This is a genomic window from Enterococcus aquimarinus (assembly GCF_001885765.1).
In the GTDB taxonomy this organism is placed as follows: domain Bacteria; phylum Bacillota; class Bacilli; order Lactobacillales; family Enterococcaceae; genus Enterococcus_I; species Enterococcus_I aquimarinus.
Genome location: NZ_JXKD01000004.1, coordinates 150797 through 174566 on the forward strand (window position 1 = coordinate 150797; position 23770 = coordinate 174566).

A 23770-nucleotide genomic window follows, 5' to 3' on the forward strand; every position below is an offset into this window, starting at 1 on the left:
AACTCTTATAATTAAGGAAAGAGAATAAAAGAGGTGGAAAAATGGCATTTCAGCAAAAAGCAACAGTATTAGGGTCAGATGTATTTTATCGGATTGCGCCCCAAGCAAAGCGTTATACGTTACGGGATAATGGTTTTACAGAAACAAACGGAGGCAATTTCCAACTAATTCGTCCATTAGAAGCAACACCCCAAAGTAAAGAAGGCTTTAAATTAAAAATTACCGTGGATGCAGATATTAAAACGTTAAAAATGTCGATTACGACCGCGAATGGCTTAAAAGCAGTGAATCTATTTAAAGGCACCCAACATGAGATGCTCCAAGAGAAATTTTATTTCTTAATGGATGGTTTCATTAGCCGTGGCTTATTTGAAAAAGCAGAGTAATTAGTTGAAAACTTGAGACAGTTAGGAGAAATTCTTTGTTTCAAGTTTTTTATTGATTTTAAAGGAGTTTAAGATGATTTATAAAATTGCGGTTTGTGATGATCAAGTGATTGATTAAAGAGGCAACCATGAAACTCTTATCGCAAAAAAAGAGGGAAAGTATGCAGAGTTATGGAATGCGCAGTCGCAATACTATCAATAGTTTTAAAATGTCTCTCTTATATGTTAGAGGGACATTTTTTAAATCATATATGTAAAGTTCACTTGACGTAAAGTTTACTTTACTATAAAGTTAGAGTATAGGAGTGGATGAGTTGAAAAATAAGTTGAAGGAATACCGACAAGAATCTGGTTTTTCTCAAGATAAATTAGCAGAAAAACTAGGCGTCTCTAGACAAACGATTATATCTATTGAAAAAGGACGTTACAATCCCTCATTACCTTTGGCGATGATATTAGCTGAATTATTTGAAACAACTGTTGAGAAACTATTTTTTTTAGAAGCAGAAGATTATAAGAAAATTTAATCATATTGGAGTGAATGAAATGAATCTAAGAATAGGTTATTTAATTATAGGAGTATTCTTATTATTTGAAAGTATTTATTTGTTTATGAGTGGCAACCTGAACTTCCCAATGTTGATTCTTATTTTTTCGGGTGCCGTTGTTAATTTATCTTTATTTTATTTACAACCACAATTTTATCAGAAAGATGAAAGAATCCGAATTATTCGTGAAAAGAGTGTGTTCTATTCTTATTTTTCCTTACTCTTTTACTTGTTTGTTCTCCTTCTTTTACTCTATTTTAATATCATCTCTTTGACTGCGATTAGTACTGTGATACTCATTGCAGGATTAACAATTATAACTGTTTTTCTATCAATGGTCATACTCTCTTTTGTTTTCTAATCAGCAATTAAGTCAAAGGCTAATATTTTCTAAAAAAAAGTAGATTCTCGTGAAATTTTCATGAACTTCTTGTATAATGGCAAGTACTGAAAAAGTTGCGACCTTCAAATCGTAGAAATTCAGAATTTAGATTGAAATGATGGTGATATTCATGACAGACAACAGTAACACACGTGTCGTTGTCGGCATGAGTGGCGGGGTGGACTCGTCAGTAACAGCACTTTTGTTAAAAGAACAAGGCTATGATGTGATTGGTATCTTTATGAAAAATTGGGATGATACCGATGAAAATGGCGTTTGTACGGCAACAGAAGATTACAAAGATGTAGCGAAAGTTGCTGCACAAATTGGAGTGCCGTATTATTCGGTCAATTTTGAAAAGGAATATTGGGATCGTGTCTTTGAATATTTCTTAGCAGAATACCGTGCTGGCCGGACGCCAAATCCAGATGTCATGTGTAATAAGGAAATTAAATTCAAAGCCTTTTTAGACTATGCAATGGATCTTGGGGCAGATTACGTGGCGACAGGCCATTATGCCCAAGCGGTCAAAGATGAAAATGGTGTGGTTCAAATGTTACGTGGGGTCGATAATAATAAAGACCAAACATACTTTTTGAGTCAACTATCTCAAGAACAGTTACAAAAAACCATGTTCCCATTAGGTGGAATGGAGAAATCAGAAGTCCGTCGATTAGCAGAAGCTGCTGACTTAGCGACGGCGAAGAAAAAAGATTCAACCGGTGTTTGTTTCATTGGTGAAAAAAACTTCAAACAATTTTTAGGCCAATATTTACCTGCGCAAGGTGGTAAAATGGTGACGCTTGACGGCGAAGTGAAAGGCAATCATGATGGCTTAATGTATTATACAATCGGTCAACGTCAAGGACTCGGAATTGGTGGGGGCGGCGCTAGCCAAGAACCATGGTTTGTAATTGGCAAAGATTTAGCGACCAATACGCTTTATGTGGGACAAGGATTTAACCACCCACAATTATTTGCCGATAAATTAACGGCGAGTGTGATTCATTTTACAACGAATGAAGCAAAACCAAAAGAGTTTCGTTGTACCGCAAAATTCCGTTATCGCCAACAAGATGTTCCCGTAACGGTGCGACTCTTAGGGGATGATCAAGCGGAAGTTATTTTTGATACCCCAGCTAGAGCCGTTACTCCAGGACAAGCAGTTGTCTTTTATGATGGCATGACTTGTTTGGGTGGCGGTTTGATTGACCAAGCCTACCAAGGTGATACGATTTTACCGTATATCTAATCCGCGTTTGCTTCTTGAATCTAAGCCTTTTTCTTCACAAGCAAAAACATTGAAACATTTCATAAAACTGACTACTATAGCTTTAATATCAAAGAAAAAGTACGAGGTGTGAAAAATGTATCAGGTCCTAACGTTATATGGAGAAAATGAGCCATGGTGGTTTTTTGAAGGTTGGCAAGATGAAATTCGCGGACTAAAACAATTTGACACTTTGGAAGAAGCAAAAGAAGAATATGCCAAACAATGGCTTGAACTGCGCGAAAAGTATGAGCATGTTCACGTGAAGCCCAATTTCCTAACGGCTTTTTGGAATGACGGAGAAGAATACTGGTGTGAAGAATGTGTCGAAGGGCTCCAATTATATCTCGGTTTAGCCTTACTACAGGAGTATCATCCCGTGACCATTGAAGTCGATCGTACTTTTTATCAAAATATTCTCAATGATAAAGAAAAAGCGAAGATCTGTCAGCGTAAATAAAAAATGATTTTGACGAAAAGAAACTGTTGCTTATAATAGAGTAAGTAACAGTTTTTTTGTCTGTCGCGAGAAAAACGATTCTCGCCGGATTTAGTAAAGGAGAAATGATGAATAAAAAACTAGTATTAACCGAAAAACCGAGCGTTGCCAAGGATTTCGCCAAAGTTTTAGGGGCGAGTCCAAAAGGGAAAGATTATTTCGAAAGTGATCAGTACGTCATTACATGGGCTTATGGTCATCTATTATCCTTAAAATTGCCAGAAGATATCAATCAAGAATGGAAAACATGGAATTTAGAAACCCTACCAATGATTCCTAAAAACATTGGCTTAAAACCACTACCCAAAACCCATCGTCAATTAAAAGTCATCGGTGATTTGGTTAAACGTCCTGATGTGAAAGGGATTGTCATTGCGACGGATAGTGGACGAGAAGGAGAAGCAGTTGGACGTTTTGTTTTTGAATGGTTAAAAACAACGAAACCAATGGAGCGTCTTTGGATTTCTTCGCAAACAAAACAAGCAGTTCAACAAGGCTTTCGTCAGTTAAAACCGGCCAAGGACTTTGACAATTTGTATCAATCGGCCGTGGCTCGCGGCAAAGCGGACTGGTTAATCGGCTTGAATGTGACGCGTGCGTTGACTGTCAAATATCAAGATAGTCTATCTGCCGGTCGGGTACAAACACCGACATTGAGTTTAGTCAATCAAGCCCAAGAAAAAGCAGAGAAATTTATCCCAACTACCTATTTCTCAATTGATTTGCTTTACGGAGCGCATAAAGGACGGTTGCAATTAAAAAATCCGCAACAATTTAGTGAACGAAAACAAGCAGAAAATTTGGTCAAAACGTTAAGTGGAACATTAGGGCAAGTCACTAAGGTTGAAACGAAGGAAAAAAGTTTAAATCAGCCACTACCGTATGATCTAACTGAGTTGCAACGAGTGGCCAATCAACTGTACCAGTATTCTGCGAAGAAAACCTTGTCTTTGGTACAAAGTCTCTATGAGAGTCATAAAGCAGTGAGTTATCCTCGAACGGATTCCAAGTACTTACCAAAAGACATCGCTAGTACGATGAAAGATCGCTTACATGCGGTGGCGGGATTTGATCCAAAAGCCAAGGAATATTTGAAAACAGGCAGTCAAGTCAAGTTAACGAGTGTGTTTAACGATAGTAAAGTAACCGATCACTATGCCTTGATTCCAACAGAGGAAAGTCCAAGAGTCGATCGAATGAGCAGTGATGAAGTGAAGATTTATAGCTTAATTGTCGAACGGTTCTTAGGATTATTTGCGGATAAACACGTCACGCAAACCGTCAAAGCAACGGTTGATTTTGCAGGAAATCACTTTGTCTTCCGTCAAGAACAAGTGCTACAAGCAGGTTGGAAAACAAGTGAAGGTAAAGCCGCTGAAATAGTCGATTGGCAAAAACTGAAGACGATCAAGGGGAATTTCCAAGTCAATCAAGAGTTAACATCGCCGCCAAAACTCGCAACAGAAGGTAGTTTGCTGGCACAGATGGAAAAATATTCGTTGGGGACACCCGCGACCCGTGCTGAAATTATTGAAAAATTGATTAAGTCTGAATTGATGGAACGCCGGGCAAACGTCTTAGCGGTAACCCCTAAAGGTAAACAGTTATTAACGTTAGTCAACTCGGCATTGGTCACGCCAGAGTTAACGGAAAAATGGGAAAAAGATTTAGAAGCCATTGCCAAAGGACAAAAATCGGCGCAAGTATTCTTAAAAGAAATTGAGGCCGATACGAAACGCTTAGTTGCGGAAATTAAAGCATCACAAGAAGCATACAAAGACTTTTCGTTAACCACAAAAGTTTGTCCAGAGTGTGGTGAAGCGCTCCGAGAACGTAAGACAAAAGATGGCGTCATTTATCTTTGCAGTAGTAAAGATTGTAGCTATCGCCGTCGGAAAGACCCGAAAGTCTCCAACCATCGTTGTTCTCAGTGCCATAAGAAAATGGAAATTATTGATGGGAAAAATGGCGCCTTTTTCAAGTGTAAATATTGTGGTATCAGCGAAAAAATGCTCGATAAAAAAGAACAAAAGAAAAAAATGACGAAGCATGAAGAACGTCGCTTAGTGAAGAAATATAGTCAAGAAGAAGAACCAGCAGAAAGTGCGCTAGCCCAAGCATTGAAGGCTGCGTTAAAAGATCAGTAAGCAAAAAAGAAGGACAGAAAAATGTCCTTCTTTTTTGCTAAATACTAGACAGATCGCCAACTCTATAAGACAATGAGCAAGAAGGAATCAATTTGTAAAGGAGGATTTTTAAAATGAATCACTTAACAATGCCAAAAGATTTTTTATGGGGAAGCGCTTCGGCCGCTTACCAAATTGAAGGTGCTCATCAGCTCGATGGCAAAGGCGTCTCTAACTGGGATGAGTTCGTCAAAATTCCGGGGAAAACGTATCAAGAAACAACGGGTGAAATCGCAGTCGATCATTATCATCGTTTTAAAGAAGATATCGCATTAATGGCTGAAATGGGGTTAAAAACGTACCGCTTTTCGATTGCATGGACGCGAATTTTCCCCGAAGGTCGCGGTGCCGTGAATCAAATGGGTGTCGATTTTTACGAAGCAATCATTGATGAATGTTTAAAATATAACATTGAGCCAATGGTTACCTTATACCACTGGGACTTACCACAAGCGTTAGAAGACGCGTACGGAGGATGGGAAAGTCCTGAAGCCATTGCGGATTACGTGAATTATGCGACGTACTTGTTCCAAGCGTATAAAGGGAAAGTTAAGTATTGGATTACGATCAATGAACAAAATATTTTTACGGGTTTTGGTTGGATGACGGCCATGCATCCACCAGGAAAATTTAATGAAGAAAAAACCTATTATCAAGTGAATCATCATGTCTTTTTAGCGCATGCCAAAGCCGTCATCGCCTTTAAAGAAATCATGCCGGAAGGGAAAATTGGAGCCAGTTTTGCCTATAGTCCAAGTTATGCACTCGATTGTCGACCAATTAACGGGATGGCAAAACTAGATCATGATAACTTAAAGAGTTACTGGTGGATGGACGTTTATGCCTATGGTCGTTATCCAAGAACTGCGATGCGGTATTTAGAAAAACAGGGAGTAGCCCCCACTGTCACAGATGAAGACAAAATGATTTTAAAAGCAGCTGCAAAATTAGTTGATTTTATGGGTGTCAATTACTATCAAACCGCGGTCGTCGAATACAATCCTCTCGATGGTGTAACACCATTTGGCGAATTCAATACTACCGGAAAAAAAGGAACGGGCCAAGTGACAGGATTACCTGGTGTGTATAAAAATCCAAGCAATCCTTATTTAGAAACGACGGATTGGGACTGGGTGATTGATCCATCGGGGTTACGTTTCGCCTGTAAAGAAATTACGAGTCGCTATGATTTACCGATTATTATTTCGGAAAATGGCTTAGGAGCGTTTGACAAAAAGACCGAAGATGATCAAATTCATGATGATTATCGTATCGCATTTATCAATGCTCATGTCAAAGAACTCATGATTGCGGTGGATGAAGGATGTGAAATTTGGGGTTATTGTACCTGGTCCTTTACGGATTTACTTAGTTGGTTAAATGGTTACCAAAAACGTTATGGTTTTGTTTATGTGGACCGTGATGAAGCAGGTGGAAGTTTGAACCGTTATAAAAAAGATAGTTTTTATTGGTATCAAGAAGTAATTGCAACGGATGGTGCTACCATCGATTAAATAAATAGAAAAAATCCCAATTCAGCACCTCAAAATCGAGGTGTTGAGGTGGGATTTTTGCACTTGTGTTTAATCCTGACGATCCACGATTTCTGCCCCAAAAGGCATTAAAGCTAAACGAGCCAATTTAAAGGATTGTTTGGCAAATGGAATACCGATAATCGTAATCGCCAGTAAAATGCCACCGACGAAATGCTCTAAGGCAAGAATCCATCCACTAAAAACGAGCCAAATCACATTGAGTAAAAAAGAACTCGTAGAAGGATGATACACAATTTCTTTCCCAAAAGGCCAAAGACTCAGTGCGGCAAATTTAAAACACTGGATCCCAACAGGAATACCGATAATAGTCAAACACCACAAGATACCGGTAGCAAACCAAGAGACTGCCATTACAAAACCACCTAAAATAAACCAAAGAATATTCCCTAATAAACGCATGCGTTTTCCTCCTAAATAAACGAATCAATCCCTGCCTTTAGTTTAACTGAAAAGTCTAGAAAGAGAAAGAGTTGCAGTGCTTGCACACTGCAACTCTTTCTCAGGGGGATACAAATAAGGAAAATATATAGATAACATTTTGATACCCGAGGGGGCAAATCCAAGTAGTATCAAAAGTGAACTATCAAGCTTAAGGTAATTTGATAACGTCTTCTGTTACTTTATCAAAGAATTGCGCTTTGTTGATATTGAATGATAAATCAACCATATCGCCAGGTCTATGAACGTCACGAGCATCCACTTTAGAGATGAACTCAGTCGTACCAATCTTCGTATAAAGCATTGTTTCGGCACCTAGTAATTCAGATACCACGATTTCAGCGTTAACAGTTGATTCTGGTGATGCGTCTAAGATAATTTGTTCAGTATGGATATCTTCTGGACGAATACCGAAGATTAATTCTTTTCCTTCGTAGCCTTTTTCAACTAAGACTTTATTGCGTCCTTCAGGAATACGTAATTCTAAACCATGGCCATCTGTAATCACACCTTTGTTTAACGTTACATTGAAGAAGTTCATTGCAGGTGATCCGATGAAACCAGCAACGAAGACATTTTTCGGATTGTTATAAACGTCTTTAGGAGATCCGATTTGTTGAACGAAACCATCTTTCATAATAACAATACGGTCTGCCATTGTCATCGCTTCCGTTTGGTCATGGGTAACGTAAATCGTTGTTGTTTCTAAGCGACGGTGTAATTTTGCAATTTCCGCACGCATGGCAACACGTAATTTTGCATCTAAGTTTGATAACGGCTCATCCATTAAGAAGACTTTCGCGTCACGAACGATCGCACGTCCTAGAGCAACACGTTGACGTTGTCCACCAGATAAAGCAGCTGGTTTACGGTCTAATAATTCTGTTAATCCTAAAATTTCAGCAGCGTTGTTTACACGTGTTGCAATTTCAGCTTTATCATATTTACGTAATTTTAACCCGAATGCCATGTTATCATAAACAGTCATATGTGGGTATAACGCGTAGTTTTGGAAAACCATGGCGATATCACGATCTTTAGGAGCAACATCGTTTACCACTTTTCCACCGATAGACAATTCTCCTTCAGAGATATCTTCTAATCCAGCAATCATACGAAGTGTTGTTGATTTACCACAACCAGAAGGTCCTACGAAGACGATGAATTCGCGATCGGCTACGTCTAAATTAAAGTCAGTTACGGAATAAAAATCATTTCCGTCGTATTTTTTATGTATGTGTTTTAAGGCCATTTCTACCATAATGTTTTTCCTTCTTTCGATAAGTTATTTACATCCTTACTATAAATGAAAACGGTTTACTTCTGCAATGGAAACGTGCACAAAAAATGACTCATTTCTTGTGCATGTTGTTAAAAAATAGTTTTAAAGGCTGAAATTAGGAGATAGCAAAGGAATAAATCATCCATATTTTTCAGATTGCAATGGGTGACTTGTTGAAATTTATCTAACTTATATTGTAGTGTATTGCGATGCATGAATAAATCTTTTGCTGTAGAGCTGACATTTCCTTGGTTTTTCCAAAGGTTGGTGATAATTTCGCTTAAGTCTTCTTCGCCAAACCAATGATAATAGAGCGTTCGCATTAAATAACTGTCCTTAATCGCATTTTCCATAAAATAGGAGAGACAAGCAGAAGCAAGATTGTAACATTTACCTTCTCTGGCAATCGTTAATTCGTGGCTAAAGAGTTGTTCTTCTTCTTTTAATAAACGGGTGAAGTCTTCGGTATACGGATAAAACGAACCGACAAACACGCGCGTATACGTATTAAAGTCACCATCTAATGCTAAGAAAACACCAGCGAGATCATTTAATGTCAACGCTTCTTCATGGTAGGCTTCAATAAGGACGGCATACGATTTGGTAATAAAAAAGTAATCGACGAGTTGCGGTAAAATATGCGTGAGCTCGGTGTTCCAAGCTTCAGCAGAGGCCTCATCGAGTTGACTAAATTCGACTTGAATCAAGCGATAAGAGCCTTCTTCAACCGGTGGTGTTAAGTGTTCAAATAATGCGTCATACCATGGATGTTTTTTGGTTTGATTCACCAGCGGGGCCGGAGCGATAAAAGATTGCAATAATTGAATTTCGGTTTTTGAAAGACCGGCAGTCGGTAACCACAAAAATTGGCGATTGTTTGAAAAAACTAAGTAATTAGGATCCTCTGTCGAAATCGGTTGGAGCATGGCTTGAGGATAGATTTTTTGGATTGTTTGGATATTCATGAATAAAACTCCTCATCTGATTTAGTTAAAAAGCAAGGGGATACTTGGCGTACACCACTTACTCGGATAGATGTTGCATTGTGGTCGAAATAGCTGATGTTTAGAAGTTGTTCTAGTTTTTTTGATCAATGCCACCTAAGTAAAGCAGCAAGCGAACAATGGATGCACCTTTTTTGAAGGTGTGATCTTCTTTGCTTCATTGTAGCGAAAGAATTCGTTTTTCGATAGTCAAAAAACAGAAAAAAATTAAAGTGAAACAATTGACAATGGTTTAAAAGTAATGTAAAGTATGACTCAACTTAATAAATTAGACATCGAAAAGAACAGTAACTCATTTTTTTACGTTTAGAGAATCTCTGGTTGGTGAAAAGAGATCGTGGGAATGTAGTGAAACACATCTTGGAGTCGGTTTTTTGAATCAAGTAGGAAAATCCGGGAGGCCCGTTATAGCCCCAGTCATTTATTGATGACTTACGAAGATTTACTTCTGTGAAGAGTAAATGAAAAAAGGTGGAACCGCGTCATATACGTCCTTTAGTCCTAGCGACTAAAGGACTTTTTTTATTTCCCTTCGTAAGTGTTACTTGATGACTGAATGAGGTTTTCTTTTGCAAAAAAGAAAACGAAGAAAAGGTGGAACCACGTGTCATACGTCCTTTGGATTTATCCGAGGGGCTTTTTTTGTATAAATTTTTAGGAGGAATCATCATGTCATATTTAATTTCTGTTTTTCCCCAACTGCTTTCAGGGGCTGCCATCACGTTACAATTATTTTCTCTGACGTTGGTCTTTTCGATTCCATTAGGGATTCTCGCAGGCTTTGCTTTAGTCAGTCCCTTTAAACCGTTACGGTGGTTAACACAGGCGTATGTCTGGTTAATGCGTGGGACGCCGCTCTTGCTGCAATTGATTTTTGTCTTTTATGGCTTGCCGTTACTTGGCATTGTTTTTGATCGTTTCGAAGCGGCTCTTTTTGCTTTCGTTCTCAATTACGCTGCCTACTTTGCTGAAATTTTCCGTGGCGGTATTCAATCGATTCCTGTCGGACAATACGAAGCTGCCCAAGTGTTACGCTTGACGAAACGTCAAACGATTACGAAAATTATTATTCCCCAAGTCGTTAAAATTACGTTACCGTCTGTCGGCAATGAAGTCATTAGTTTAGTCAAAGATACCTCCTTAATTTATATTTTAGGGTTATCGGATGTGATGCGCATGGGTAAAATCGCAATGGAACGCGACACAACGCTCTTACCTTTATTAGGAGTTGCGATTATCTATTTATTTTTAACTGGTATTTTTACGGTATTACTCAAGAAAATCGAATCGCATTATCAATACTATCGTTAGGAGGAGAGAAGATGTTACAGATTAAAGGTTTATCAAAAGCATTTGGCAACAAACAAGTCATTCGTCAATTGGATTTAGACATTCCAACAGGTAGTATTTTAGCAGTCGTCGGTCCTTCAGGCGGTGGTAAAACCACTTTTTTAAGGATTTTAGCAGGCTTAGAAAAAGCCGATGCGGGTTCTTTTGTCTTAGACGGTAAAGAAATGACGTCCGAAGAGCTAAAAGCAGAGGAACAAATCGTCGGCGTGGTCTTTCAGGATTTTCAATTATTTCCGCATCTTAGCGTTTTTGAAAATATTACGTTAGCGCCAAAACTAGTTTTGAAAGAAGACAAAGCTCTTTATACCAAAAAAGTTGCTGATTTAGCGAAGACGTTAGGGATTAGCGAGTTATTGGATAGTTATCCTTTTCAATTATCGGGTGGGCAAAAACAACGAGTGGCGTTAGCGCGAGCGATGGCGATGTCACCTAAAATTTTGGCCTACGATGAACCCACGAGTGCACTTGACCCAGCGCTAAGACAGCAAGTGGAAGACATGATTTTAAGTTTGAAAAAAGAAGGGGTCACACAAATTGTGGTAACCCATGATTTGACGTTTGCTAAAAATATCGCGGATCACTTATTAGAAGTGAGTCCCATTATTTAATGAATATAATCTTAGGAGGAAAAGAAAATGAAAAAAAATATTGGTTTTGTATTAATGGTAGCAGGGATGGTTTCCTTAGCAGCATGTGGTTCAGAAAGCAACAAGAATGAAGTCGGAAGTGCGGCAGATCAAGCAGAAGTGGTTATCGGCTTAGATGATACGTTTGTTCCAATGGGATTTCGTGACAAAGATGGCGAATTAACAGGATTTGATATTGAATTATCGCAAGCTATTTTTGATTTAACGGATACAAAAGTAACGTATCAACCGATTGATTGGGCCATGAAAGAAGCGGAACTCGATAATGGCACCATTGATATGATTTGGAATGGATACTCTAAAACAACCGAACGTGAAGAGAAAGTGTTGTTTAGCGACACGTATATGGAAAATCTACAGCTCCTTGTAACGCCAAAATCAAGTGGCATTACGGAATTTAGCGCAATGGCCGGTAAAAAATTAGGCGCACAAGAAGGGTCATCAGGTTATAACACTTTCAATAATGAACCGGAAGTCTTAAAAGACATGGTAGACGGCAATGATGCGACACTTTATGCTAGTTTTAATGAAGCGTTCATTGATTTAGAAAATGGTCGGATTGACGGGCTACTGATTGACCGAGTATATGCCGAATATTACTTAACTTCTACCGGTAAATTAGAGGAATACAATGTCATCGAGAGTACCTTTGATCAAGAAGACTATGCTGTTGGTGTCCGTAAAGACGATCAAGCGTTAGCGGATAAAATTAATGCTGGTCTAAAAGAATTACAAGAAAATGGCACATTTGCTGAAATTTCAATGAAATGGTTCGGCGAAGATGTGACACCAAAGAACTAACAGGACAAGAAAGAGGCGGCTGATCAAACGGCAGTGCCTCTTTCTTTGTATGAACGGAAAGTAAAAAAGGAGTGAGTAAAATGAGTTGGCAAGACAATCGTATCCAAGCAGCAATCAATGGTACCAATCCGATGTTAATGAAAGAACTAAAGGGTGGCTACCTCGTTTTTGGGGATGTCCAATTTTTACCCGGTTACTGCGTATTGTTACCAAAACGCGAAGTCGCTTCTCTTAATGAGTTAACGCTTGAGGAACGAAGTGCTTTTTTACTGGATATGAGTATTGTAGGGGATAGTCTGATAGCAAGTACATCTGCGATCCGTATTAATTATGATATTTTAGGTAATACGGATCAATTTCTTCATGCTCATATTTTTCCGCGATATGCTTGGGAAAGTGACGCTCGGCGGAAAATGCCTGTTTGGCTTTATGATGCATCCAATTGGTCCAATCCAGAAACGGCTTATCATGAACACCAACACAGGGCCTTACGCCAACAGATTTTAGCAACATTAAATCAGGATTACTGAAAATTAATGAGAAAGATGAGGAAAACTTTTGTTCCCATCTTTTTTTTTGCTATAATGGGAAAGAGAGAAAGAGGGATGAAATGGCAAAGAAAAAACGTCCGGCAAAAAAACGGAAAACAAAAAAACAACAACTTCAAGAAGAAAAATTAACGTTAATAGGATTAGGTCTGGCATTTATATTATTTGCTTTTGTTGGCCTATTTAAATTAGGATTTTTAGGGAATTTAATTGCCAATGGCTTTCGCGTGATTGGAGGAAATACGTATCCGCTATTAACGATGGCTTTAGCGATTTATGGTGCTTTTTTAGTCATTAAAAATACCAACGCCACCATTCAAAATTTTCGGCGGTTAAGTGGACTACTACTCATGTATCTTGCAGTCTTAATCTTCTTACATAGTCAGTTATTTGGCAAAGTACAGCCAGAAGAGTTAACGATTATCCCGACAACTTGGCATCTGTTGTTAAGTGATATCAAAGTGAACCAAGTGACGCAAAATGTCGGAGGCGGAATGATTGGCGCCCTTCTTTATCAAGGGACGTACTTTCTCGTTTCCCAAATTGGGAGTTATGTGATTGCATTCTTTCTATTAATAAGTGGTGGCTTTTTATTTAGTACGATCAAAACGCATGAGTTAATTGAATTTTTAAGTCAGGTCAAAGAAAAAATGAAGAAAATGCTCGCAGGAAATCCTGACAAAAAAGCGTATCGTCAATTACAAAAAGCAGAAAAGAAAGAAGCGAAAAAAGCGGCAAAAGAAGCGAAAAAAGAAGCAGAAAGGGCAGCGATTTTAGCTGAGATTCAACAACAACAAGCTAAAAACACCGTGCGACCAAGCGAACCAGAGACCACACAATCAGAGGAACCAAAAACGACAGTCACGATTGAGCCTGAACAAATGAGTTTCGTGCCAATTGATAGTTTTCAAGAGACTACTCCGCAGACGAAAGCTCAACCAACTCCTACGAAAAAAGCTGAAGTACTAGATGAAAGCGATGAACCAGCAGAGTTAGACTTTGAAATTCCGCAAGAAGTGGAAGATGAAGCCTATGAACTGCCGCCTGCAACGTTGTTAAAAGCTGTCAAAGCGACTGATCAAAGTGGCGAATATAAAAAAATCGAACACAATATTGGGGTGCTCGAACGCACCTTTGCAAGTTTTGGTGTCGATGCCAAAGTCGTCAAAGCGAGTTTGGGTCCTTCGGTGACAAAATTTGAAATCCAACCAGCTGTTGGGGTAAAAGTGAGTAAAATTGTGAATTTAACGGATGATTTAGCTTTAGCATTAGCTGCAAAAGATATTCGAATGGAAGCTCCGATTCCAGGTAAATCGTTGATTGGAATTGAAGTACCAAATGACGCGGTGAGTACGGTTTCGTTTCGCGAAATTATCGAAAACAACCCCGCTCAAAATGATAACTTGTTAGAAGTGCCTTTAGGGCGCGACATTTCAGGACGTGTCCAAACAGCCGATTTAGCCAAAATGCCTCATTTACTGGTGGCTGGTTCTACAGGTAGTGGGAAATCCGTTGCCATCAATGGCATCATTACGAGCATTTTAATGCGCGCGAAACCACATGAAGTTAAATTAATGATGGTCGATCCGAAAATGGTGGAGCTAAATGTCTATAACGGCATTCCGCATTTACTTACGCCAGTCGTGACCAATCCACGAAGAGCGGCACAAGCGTTACAAAAAGTCGTGAAAGAAATGGAAGAACGCTACGAAAAATTTGCCGCAGCAGGCGTTCGGAATATTACGGGCTATAATGATATGATTCGGGAACGCAATTTAGAAACGGGTGAAAAACATCCGATCTTACCATTTATTGTCGTTATTGTGGATGAGTTGGCCGACTTAATGATGGTTGCAAGTAACGAAGTGGAAGACGCGATTATTCGCCTCGCACAAATGGCTCGTGCGGCAGGCATTCATATGATTTTAGCGACTCAGCGGCCAAGTGTCGATGTCATTACAGGGATTATTAAAGCGAACGTTCCTTCACGAATGGCATTTGCCGTTTCAAGCGGGACGGATTCCCGTACGATTATTGATACCAATGGCGCGGAGAAACTCCTTGGTCGTGGGGACATGCTCTTTTTGCCGATGGGTGAAAACAAACCAATCCGAGTGCAAGGCGCCTTTATTTCCGATCAAGATGTGGAAGCCATTGTGAAATTTGTGACCGATCAACAAGGAGCGAACTATGTCGAGGAAATGATGGTTACAGAAGAAGAAATCGCCACGGAAAGCGCAACAGCCTTTGCCGATGAACAAGACGAGCTTTATGACCAAGCCCGCGAATTAGTTATCGAAATGCAAACGGCAAGTGTCTCGTTGTTACAACGACGCTTTCGAGTAGGCTATAATCGAGCGGCTCGTTTAGTCGATCAATTAGAAGCAAACGGCATTGTTGGACCTTCAGAAGGCAGCAAGCCACGAAAAGTACTCGTTACAGCAGAAGTGGAAGTAACGGAATTACCTTTTGACGAGTTTGAATAAATAGCGAAATGAAAAAAATCATACGTGTGTGAGCGCTGTGATTTTTTTCATTTCTTTTTCATTTTTACTTAAGCCGGATTGTATTCTAGACGAAATTACGGTATAGTGAAACAGAATATTTGGAAATGAGGAAGAGTATGAAACCTTCAATTTATGGTTTACAAAGAGCAGAGTTAGAAGCATGGTTTTTAGAAAATGATGAGAAGAAATTTCGGGCCAGTCAAGTGTGGGAATGGTTATATCAAAAACGGGTCGCAAGTTTTGATGAGATGACGAATTTATCCAAAGCGTTAATTGAAAAATTAGAAGCAGCTTTTATCATTAATCCGTTAAATCAAGTCGTAGTCCAAGAATCAAAAGATGGAACAGTGAAATATTTGTTCCAATTACCGGATAAACATATGATTGAAACGGTCTTAATGCGTCAAGAATACGGTATGTCCGTTTGTGTGACAACACAAGTAGGCTGTAATATCGGTTGCACCTTTTGTGCGAGTGGTCTTTTGAAAAAAAGCCGTGACTTAACTGCCGGAGAAATTGTGGCCCAAATCATGATGGTTCAACGCTACTTTGATCAACAAGATCAAGGACATCGCGTGTCGCACATTGTTGTGATGGGAATTGGGGAACCGTTTGATAACTATGAGAACTTAATGACTTTCTTACATGTGGTCAACGATGCCAAAGGATTAGCGATTGGTGCACGACACATTACCGTTTCAACAAGTGGATTGGCGCATAAAATTAAGGAATTTGCGGAAAATGGTCTGCAAGTCAACTTAGCGATTTCACTTCATGCACCGAATAATGACGTTCGGACATCGATTATGCGAATTAACCGCAATTTCCCATTAGAAAAATTAATGGCTGCGGTCGATTATTACTTAGAAAAAACCAATCGTCGGATTACTTTTGAATACATTATGCTAAGCAACGTCAATGATCGCGTTGAACACGCGCAACAATTAGCCGACTTACTCAAAGACAAGAAGAAATTAACCTACGTTAACTTGATTCCTTACAATAAAGTGAGCGAACACGATCAATATTCTCGTAGTAGTAAAGCGGATGTTTTAGCATTTTATGATATTTTGAAGAAAAACGGCGTGAATTGTGTCATCCGTAAAGAATTCGGAACAGATATCGATGCGGCATGTGGCCAATTACGAAGCAAACAAATTAAAAAAGAAAAAGTGGTTTAACACCAAAAAAGAAGTCAGACGAGATCTGGCTTCTTTTTTTGGTTGATTATTCAGTGTGGATGACTGTGATTCCTGTCAGTCCATTTTTTTGACGTGAAAGAATGCTCTTAAGAAAACTCATCAAATAAGATTTCTGATTTTAAGCGATAGACTTTAGACGGGCGACCAATTCCCATGGAACGAACGCCGACTTCTTCTAGAAAACGCAAGAGTGACTTTTTAAAATTCGAGTGGTCGATTTCGCGATAATTCACTCCTAAGAATTTCGCAAAGACTTTTCGTGCTTCGGTAATCGTAAAATTCTCACCTAAGACTTGTAAGACTTGTGGTTGGTTTTCCATTTTGTTCATAATCCGTTTAAAGGCTTTTAAAATGATTTCGCTGTGGTCAAAGGCGAGACGATCGTCGCTTAACGCTTCTCCAGTGTTTAAATCTAAGAGAATTTCTGTTTCTTGGTCGATTAAAGCGACCGTTTCACCCTGACGTTCAAGTGCGAACCAACGAACTTGCTTAGCGTCATCGCCGGCAGTCAACGGTTCTTCACCGATAAAGGCTAAATAACTCACGGTAACGACCCAGCCACGAGGGTCGCGATTCGGTGTACTAAACGTGTGCAGTTGTTCAATATTGCGCGCAGAAATCACGACGCTCGTTTCTTCTTGTGTTTCGCGTAAAACCGATTCTCCCGTGGATTCTTTTGGATTCACAAACCCACCTGGCAAAGCCCATGAATTGCGGTAGGGATTGGTTTTTCGTTGGATTAACGCGACTTTCAGTTGATCTTCTTCTTTGTTATAACACATTAACACCATGTCGACAGTGACCGATGGCTTTTCGTATTGCGGTTGTTCTTGATTTTTATACCAGGCAAGAAATTCTTCTTCACTCGCTTCTTGTTCGTAATAGTGTTTTTCTTGTTCTTTTGAAGTAAATGTCATCACGCTACCCCTTTTTTCGATAAATACTAGTTCCCATTTTAGCACGCTTCGCACAAGAGCAAAAGCCTAAGAAAGTTTCTTTTTTGATTTCTAAAAAAGAAACTGATGGAAAAATAAAACGAGGCTAAAAAAATATGTTATACTAGCGAGGAATGACTTTCGAAGAGAACAAGGAGGAATATATACTTATGGCTGAAAAAGAAACATTTTATATTACGACGCCAATCTATTACCCAAGTGGAAAATTACATATTGGAAATTCTTATACGACAATTGCGTGTGACGCGGTAGCGCGTTACAAACGTTTGATGGGATTTGATGTTTTTTATTTAACAGGCGTTGATGAACATGGCCAAAAAATTGAACAAAAAGCCGATGAATTAGGCGTGAAACCACAAGAGTATGTCGATCATATGGTCGCAGATATTCAAAAATTATGGCGCACGCTCGATATTAGCTACGACAAATTCATTCGGACGACGGATCAAGCGCATAAAGAAACGGTTCAACGCATCTTCCAACAACTATTAGATCAAGGGGACATTTACCTTGGTGAATACGAAGGTTGGTACTCTGTTTCGGATGAAGAATATTTCACTGAAACACAATTAGCGGAAGTGTATCGCGATGCTGACGGAAAAGTTATTGGTGGTAAAGCGCCAAGTGGACATGAAGTTGAACTCGTAAAAGAAGAATCGTATTTCTTCAAGATGAGTAAATACGCTGACCGACTGCTAGAATATTACGAAACGCATCCAGAATTTATTCAACCAGAATCACGTAAAAACGAAATGGTGAATAACTTTATTAAACCTGGTCTAGAGGACTTGGCCGTTTCACGTACGACGTTCTCATGGGGCGTCCCAATTGAAGCGGATCCAAAACACGTTGTCTACGTTTGGATTGACGCGTTATCAAACTATATTTCTGCATTAGGTTATGGAACGCAAAACGATGAATTATTCCGTAAGTACTGGCCAGCAGATGTTCATATGGTTGGGAAAGAAATTGTACGTTTCCACACGATTTATTGGCCAATTATGTTAATGGCACTTGATTTACCATTACCGAAAAAAGTCTTTGGCCATGGTTGGTTAATGATGAAAGACGGAAAAATGTCCAAATCAAAAGGCAATGTCGTGTATCCTGAAATGTTAGTAGAACGATATGGTCTAGATGCGTTACGTTATTACTTATTACGCGCAGTACCATTTGGTAGCGATGGCGTCTTCACGCCAGAAGATTTTGTTTCGCGGGTTAATTATGATTTAGCCAATGATCTTGGCAACTTACTAAACCGTACAATCGCGATGATTAACAAATATTGTGATGGTGTGGTGCCAACTTATGCGTCAAAAGTAACCGAGTTTGATAGTGAATTATCAACGACGGCAGCGAATGTTATCGGTCGTTATCATCAAGCGATGGAGCGAATGGAATTTAATACCGCGTTATCTGAAATTTGGGTACTCGTTTCGCGTGCGAATAAATACATTGACGAAACAGCACCATGGGTTTTAGCCAAAGATGAAAGCAAAAAAGCGGAGTTAGATAGTGTCATGGTCCATTTAGCTGAGAGTTTACGTATTTCAGCGATTTTATTACAACCGATTATGACGCAAGTGCCGGTTAAAATCTTTAAACAATTAGGATTAAATCCTGAAAATATGAACTTAAAAGGCCTTCATTTCGGTGAGTTTCCTGAAGGGACAAAAGTTGTCGCGAAAGGAACACCAATCTTCCCACGTTTAGAAATCGAAGCGGAAGTGACTTATATTCAGAAAAAAATGGCAGAAGGTAGTCCAAATGCCAAAGAGACCATTAAATGGGATCCAGAAGAGACAGAGCTTGTTTCGGTGAAAGAACAAGAAATCAAATATGAAGATTTTGATAAAGTCGAATTAAAAGTAGCAGAAGTCATTGATTGCCAAAAAGTAAAAGGCGCTGACAAGTTACTGCAATTTCGTTTAGCAGCGGGTGATAACCAAGACCGTCAAATTTTATCTGGTGTAGCAGAATTTTATCCAGACCCAAGTCAATTGATTGGGAAAAAAGTTGTCATTGTGGCGAACTTAAAACCGCGTAAAATGCGTGGCTTAATTAGCCAAGGGATGATCCTTTCAGCGGAAAGCAAAGAAGGAAAATTAAAATTAGTGGAAGCACCAAATGGCATGCCAAATGGTTCTGTGATTGCATAAAAAGCAATCATGACTGGCCTTAACTAAAAATCAAAAAGCAAAAAGTGGGGACCAAATCACTTTTTGCTTTTTTTTTTGCTGTTTGAAAGGGGCGTTCTATTCAACCTGCAACTAAGGTCGTAATCGGTTGTGACTCTCTATTATAATGTCGTCAAATACGAGGATTACCAATAAGTCGCAATAAAGAAGCAATCACAGGAGGCTCTGGCTATCCATTTTAGTACTAATACGTTAAAATTTAGCTAAAGAGAAATCAAAGGGGGAATGGGAAATGGAATTACATTTGAGTTTGGCGGAAATCACGTTGCGCCTACTAATGGCACTCATCATGGGCGGTGTGATTGGGACTGAACGCGAGTACAAAAATCGACCAGCTGGTTTACGGACACACATGCTAGTATGTTTGGGAGCAACTATTATTGCCTTGACTCAAGTTGAAATTGCCACGAATAGTTTACAGCTTGCTCGTGAATTTCCGGAACTCATTCCGGTACTGCGAGCGGATCAAACGCGCTTAATTGCCCAAATTGTTAGTGGGGTAGGTTTTTTAGGTGCTGGAACGATTATTGTTTCCAATCGCTCGATCAAAGGCTTGACAACAGCGGCTTCAATTTGGACGGTTGCGGGTTTAGGGATTGCGATTGGGATGGGGTACTATCTAATTGCCGTTTGTAGTTTTGTCGGGATTATTTTGTCTTTAACAGTAATTAATCGTTTCATTCGGGTGAATGCGTTGAAAAAAATGGAAATTCGTTATGTCCACCGAGCCGAAACGAAAGAATTTATTATGAATTACTTTGAGGAAAACCAGATAAAGGTTGAAGCCCTTGATTTTGACGTCGAATTTTTTGAAGACTATCGTATCTATACGAACATTTATACTGTAGACTTACCCAAGAAGATGACGTATTCCCAAGTCATGGAAGATTTATCCCGTTATAAAAATATTACAAAAATCCGGATTGTCGACATTTAGTTTCTGAAAATAATGTAAAAACATTGTCAAAACGTTCCGAAGTCTTGTATAATAGAAACTGTAATAATTTTTTGTTCATAGGGGAGTAACTGGCAGCATACAAAAGGCTGTGGCAACATCACCATCCGAAATGAAAGTTTCTGGTGTTGCCTTAATTAGTGAGACTTATGTATGTGTTGCACATACACAAGTCTATTTTTTTTGGCAAAAGGATAGACGTGTGAAGACGAATTCAAAGGAGGAAGAACATGTCAACAGAAGAAACAAAAAAGCAGCAACAAGTCGATCAGGTGTTTTATACACAAACGACAGAAGAGGTACTACAGAATCTTGATACAACGGTTAATGGGTTAACCGAAGCAGAAGCGAAGAAACGCTTAGCTGAATACGGCTCAAATGAGTTGGATGAAGGCAAAAAAACGACGACGTTCCAAAAAATCTTAGCGCAATTTAAAGATTTAATGATCATTGTCTTAATTGCTGCAGCAGCGATTTCAGCGCTTGTACCCAATGCAGAAGGTCACCGTGAGTGGGTCGATGCATTAATCATCCTCGCAGTGGTTATCATTAATGCGATTATGGGTGTTATTCAAGAAAACAAGGCTGAACAAGCCATTGAAGCATTAAAAGAAATGTCGACGCCAAATGCGAACGTCTTACGCGATGGCCACAATATTACGGTCAACAGTCATGACTTAGTACCAGGGGATATTGTCTTACTAGAAGCGGGCGATGTTGTTCCTGCAGATATGCGTTTAATCGAACTTAGTACGTTAAAGATTGAAGAAGCAGCTTTAACAGGTGAATCCGTACCGGTTGATAAAGAACTCGTTGTCTTAAATGATAGCGAAGTCGGTATTGGTGATCGTGTTAATATGGCGTTTGCAAATAGTAACGTAACGTATGGTCGCGGTAAAGGTGTTGTAGCTTACACAGGAATGAACACTGAAGTTGGGAAAATTGCCAACATGTTAGCGAACGCTGACGAAACAGAAACACCATTAAAACGGAACTTAAACCAATTAGGAAAATTCTTAACGTATGCGATTTTACTGATTGCAGTCATTATGTTCTTCGTTGGAACCTTGTTAAATGGTCGTGGCGTCGTTGAGATGTTGTTAACGTCGATTTCACTAGCGGTAGCAGCGATTCCTGAAGGCTTACCCGCGATTGTAACGATTATCTTAGCTTTAGGAACACAAGTCATGGCAAAACGAAATGCGATGATCCGTAAATTACCAGCGGTGGAAACACTAGGTGCAACAGATATTATTGCTTCTGATAAAACAGGAACATTAACATTAAACCAAATGACCGTTGAAAAATTATACGTTGACCGCCAAGTCTATGATAAAACAGGAACCATCCCAACGGATACATTAGCTGTTAAAATTATGAACTACGCCAACGACTCTCGCTTTGATAAAGAAGGGAAAATAGTTGGAGATCCTACCGAAACAGCGTTAATTCAATTTGGTTTAGATTTAGGTTTTGATGTTCGTGAAGAAGTTAAAAAAGAACCTCGTGTAGCGGATCTTCCTTTTGATTCTGATCGTAAGTTAATGAGTACGGTTCATGAATTAGCGGATGGCCGCTTCTTAGTAGCCGTTAAAGGCGCACCAGATGTCTTATTAAACCGTGTTTCTCAAATCCTAATTGACGGTCAAACGTTACCAATGGATGAAGCTGAAAAAGAACAAATTTTATCAGCGAACAAAAATATGGCAAAACAAGCGCTTCGTGTTCTTGGAACAGCCTACAAATTGATTGATGCAGTCCCAAGTCAACTTGTTTCAGAAGAACTAGAAAATGATTTAATCTTTGCTGGTTTAATTGGAATGATTGACCCAGAACGTCCAGAAGCAGCAGGTGCTGTGAAAGTGGCTAAGTCGGCTGGTATTCGTCCAATTATGATTACAGGTGACCACAAAGACACGGCAGAAGCCATTGCTGGACGTCTTGGAATCATCGAACCAGGTGACGATGCTGCTGTCTTAACCGGTGCTGAATTAAACTTAATGTCTGATGCTGAATTTGCAGCGAACATTACAAATTATTCTGTATACGCACGTGTATCACCAGAACACAAAGTAAGAATTGTAAAAGCATGGCAACAAGCTGGTAAAGTCGTTGCGATGACTGGTGATGGCGTAAATGATGCACCGTCACTGAAACAAGCCGATATCGGAATTGGGATGGGAATTACCGGAACAGAAGTATCAAAAGGCGCGTCAGATATGGTTCTTGCCGATGATAACTTCGCAACGATTGTCGTGGCAGTTGAAGAAGGACGTAAAGTCTTCTCGAACATCCAAAAAGCGATTCAATACTTAATGGCTGCTAACTTAGGTGAAGTGTTAGTGTTATTTATCGCAACATTACTTGGTTGGGATACACTATTACCAATTCACTTATTATGGATTAACTTAGTAACGGATACTTTCCCAGCGATTGCGCTTGGAATGGAACCTGCTGAAGGAAACTTAATGGCTCGCAAACCACGTGGGAAAAATTCAAACTTCTTCTCTGGTGGTGTCATGAGTAGTATCATTTATCAAGGGATTCTTGAAGGTGCAACTGTCTTGTTTGTTTACTGGTCAGCGATTAAATGGCCTGCACACACTGCGTTAAACATGGTAGGATTAAGCGCTGCTGAGTTGTATGACTTACAACATGCGGACGCGTTAACAATGGCCTTTGCAACACTTGGTTTAATGCAATTGTTCCATGCCTTTAACGTAAAATCAGTTCACCAATCACTCTTTACTGTTGGATTCTTTAAAAACAAATCATTCAACTATGCGATTTTATTATCGTTCGTCTTAATGATGGGAATTATCATTATTCCAGGTTTAAATGATTTATTTAAAGTGACGCATTTAGATGCTTACCAATGGGCAATTGTAACAGGAGCTTCCTTTGCTATCATCCCAGCGGTTGAGATTGTTAAATTCATCCAACGTCGTATGGGTAAAGTCTAGGAATACAAAAAACGACTTAGAATATTCTAAGTCGTTTTTTTCTTTTCTATTTCACAAAAACAAGGTAAAATGAACCTATGTTTAAAGAAAGT

General features: G+C 39.2%; 19 protein-coding genes and 1 other annotated feature. Of the genes, 15 read left to right on the plus strand and 4 right to left on the minus strand.

All coding sequences use genetic code 11. The annotated features are described in order from the left end of the window. Positions 1-41: 41 nt before the first annotated feature. The 6 genes from RU93_RS04695 to RU93_RS04725 all read left to right on the plus strand — a co-directional run bounded on the left by RU93_RS04695 (position 42) and on the right by RU93_RS04725 (position 6785). Entirely contained in the window at positions 42-386 is a 345-nt protein-coding gene (locus tag RU93_RS04695; RefSeq protein WP_071874453.1) for a DUF1831 domain-containing protein, read from the plus strand. A gap of 314 nt (positions 387-700) precedes the next feature. Beyond that, positions 701-913: a helix-turn-helix transcriptional regulator gene (locus RU93_RS04700; RefSeq protein ID WP_071874454.1), complete on the plus strand. Its 213-nt coding sequence runs from the start codon at positions 701-703 to the stop codon at positions 911-913. 533 nt (positions 914-1446) lie between these two features. Then, the gene (gene mnmA, locus RU93_RS04710) at positions 1447-2568 is read left to right on the plus strand and encodes a tRNA 2-thiouridine(34) synthase MnmA (RefSeq protein WP_071874456.1); all 1122 of its coding nucleotides are present in this window, start codon (positions 1447-1449) and stop codon (positions 2566-2568) included. A 115-nt stretch (positions 2569-2683) separates the two neighbouring features. Then, complete coding sequence (locus RU93_RS04715; RefSeq protein ID WP_071874457.1) at positions 2684-3046, plus strand: DUF1033 family protein; 363 nt, start codon at positions 2684-2686, stop codon at positions 3044-3046. Between the two features lie 104 nt (positions 3047-3150). Beyond that, entirely contained in the window at positions 3151-5232 is a 2082-nt protein-coding gene (locus RU93_RS04720) for a DNA topoisomerase 3 (RefSeq protein WP_211272555.1), read from the plus strand. A gap of 113 nt (positions 5233-5345) precedes the next feature. Further along, positions 5346-6785 (plus strand): glycoside hydrolase family 1 protein, encoded by a 1440-nt coding sequence (locus RU93_RS04725; protein WP_071874459.1) that lies wholly within the window; start codon positions 5346-5348, stop codon positions 6783-6785. A gap of 69 nt (positions 6786-6854) precedes the next feature. On the opposite strand, the gene RU93_RS04730 is transcribed toward RU93_RS04725, so the two are convergent. The 3 genes from RU93_RS04730 to RU93_RS04740 form a co-directional block, all read right to left on the minus strand. Next, the gene (locus RU93_RS04730; RefSeq protein ID WP_071874460.1) at positions 6855-7226 is read right to left on the minus strand and encodes a YccF domain-containing protein; all 372 of its coding nucleotides are present in this window, start codon (positions 7224-7226) and stop codon (positions 6855-6857) included. Positions 7227-7416: 190 nt separating this feature from the next. Further along, positions 7417-8526, minus strand: a complete 1110-nt coding sequence (locus tag RU93_RS04735) for an ABC transporter ATP-binding protein (RefSeq protein ID WP_071874461.1) — start codon at positions 8524-8526, stop codon at positions 7417-7419. A 110-nt stretch (positions 8527-8636) separates the two neighbouring features. Then, positions 8637-9512, minus strand: coding sequence for a helix-turn-helix domain-containing protein (locus tag RU93_RS04740; protein ID WP_071874462.1), 876 nt, complete (start codon positions 9510-9512; stop codon positions 8637-8639). A gap of 305 nt (positions 9513-9817) precedes the next feature. After that, positions 9818-10050 (plus strand) — a binding site (T-box leader). A 170-nt stretch (positions 10051-10220) separates the two neighbouring features. On the opposite strand from RU93_RS04740, the gene RU93_RS04745 reads away from it, so the two are divergent. From RU93_RS04745 to rlmN, 6 genes are all read left to right on the plus strand, one after another. Beyond that, positions 10221-10862, plus strand: a complete 642-nt coding sequence (locus RU93_RS04745) for an amino acid ABC transporter permease (RefSeq protein ID WP_071874463.1) — start codon at positions 10221-10223, stop codon at positions 10860-10862. 11 nt (positions 10863-10873) lie between these two features. Beyond that, positions 10874-11509: an amino acid ABC transporter ATP-binding protein gene (locus RU93_RS04750; protein WP_071874464.1), complete on the plus strand. Its 636-nt coding sequence runs from the start codon at positions 10874-10876 to the stop codon at positions 11507-11509. A 27-nt stretch (positions 11510-11536) separates the two neighbouring features. Further along, positions 11537-12349: an amino acid ABC transporter substrate-binding protein gene (locus RU93_RS04755; protein WP_071874465.1), complete on the plus strand. Its 813-nt coding sequence runs from the start codon at positions 11537-11539 to the stop codon at positions 12347-12349. A gap of 80 nt (positions 12350-12429) precedes the next feature. Next, positions 12430-12879, plus strand: a complete 450-nt coding sequence (locus RU93_RS04760) for an HIT family protein (protein ID WP_071874466.1) — start codon at positions 12430-12432, stop codon at positions 12877-12879. Between the two features lie 80 nt (positions 12880-12959). Beyond that, complete coding sequence (locus RU93_RS04765; protein WP_071874467.1) at positions 12960-15383, plus strand: DNA translocase FtsK; 2424 nt, start codon at positions 12960-12962, stop codon at positions 15381-15383. 137 nt (positions 15384-15520) lie between these two features. Beyond that, complete coding sequence (gene rlmN / locus RU93_RS04770; RefSeq protein ID WP_071874468.1) at positions 15521-16585, plus strand: dual-specificity RNA methyltransferase RlmN; 1065 nt, start codon at positions 15521-15523, stop codon at positions 16583-16585. A 107-nt stretch (positions 16586-16692) separates the two neighbouring features. Here rlmN and RU93_RS04775 read toward each other — a convergent pair whose 3' ends face one another. Further along, complete coding sequence (locus tag RU93_RS04775) at positions 16693-17526, minus strand: NUDIX domain-containing protein (RefSeq protein WP_211272558.1); 834 nt, start codon at positions 17524-17526, stop codon at positions 16693-16695. Positions 17527-17711: 185 nt separating this feature from the next. Between RU93_RS04775 and metG the strand changes: the two genes are divergently transcribed. The 3 genes from metG to RU93_RS04790 all read left to right on the plus strand — a co-directional run bounded on the left by metG (position 17712) and on the right by RU93_RS04790 (position 23678). Then, positions 17712-19721 (plus strand): methionine--tRNA ligase, encoded by a 2010-nt coding sequence (gene metG, locus RU93_RS04780; protein WP_071874470.1) that lies wholly within the window; start codon positions 17712-17714, stop codon positions 19719-19721. Positions 19722-19992: 271 nt separating this feature from the next. After that, on the plus strand, positions 19993-20697 hold the full coding sequence (locus RU93_RS04785) for an MgtC/SapB family protein (RefSeq protein WP_071874471.1): 705 nt from the start codon (positions 19993-19995) through the stop codon (positions 20695-20697). A 248-nt stretch (positions 20698-20945) separates the two neighbouring features. Next, entirely contained in the window at positions 20946-23678 is a 2733-nt protein-coding gene (locus RU93_RS04790; protein ID WP_071874472.1) for a cation-translocating P-type ATPase, read from the plus strand. Positions 23679-23770 lie beyond the last annotated feature (92 nt).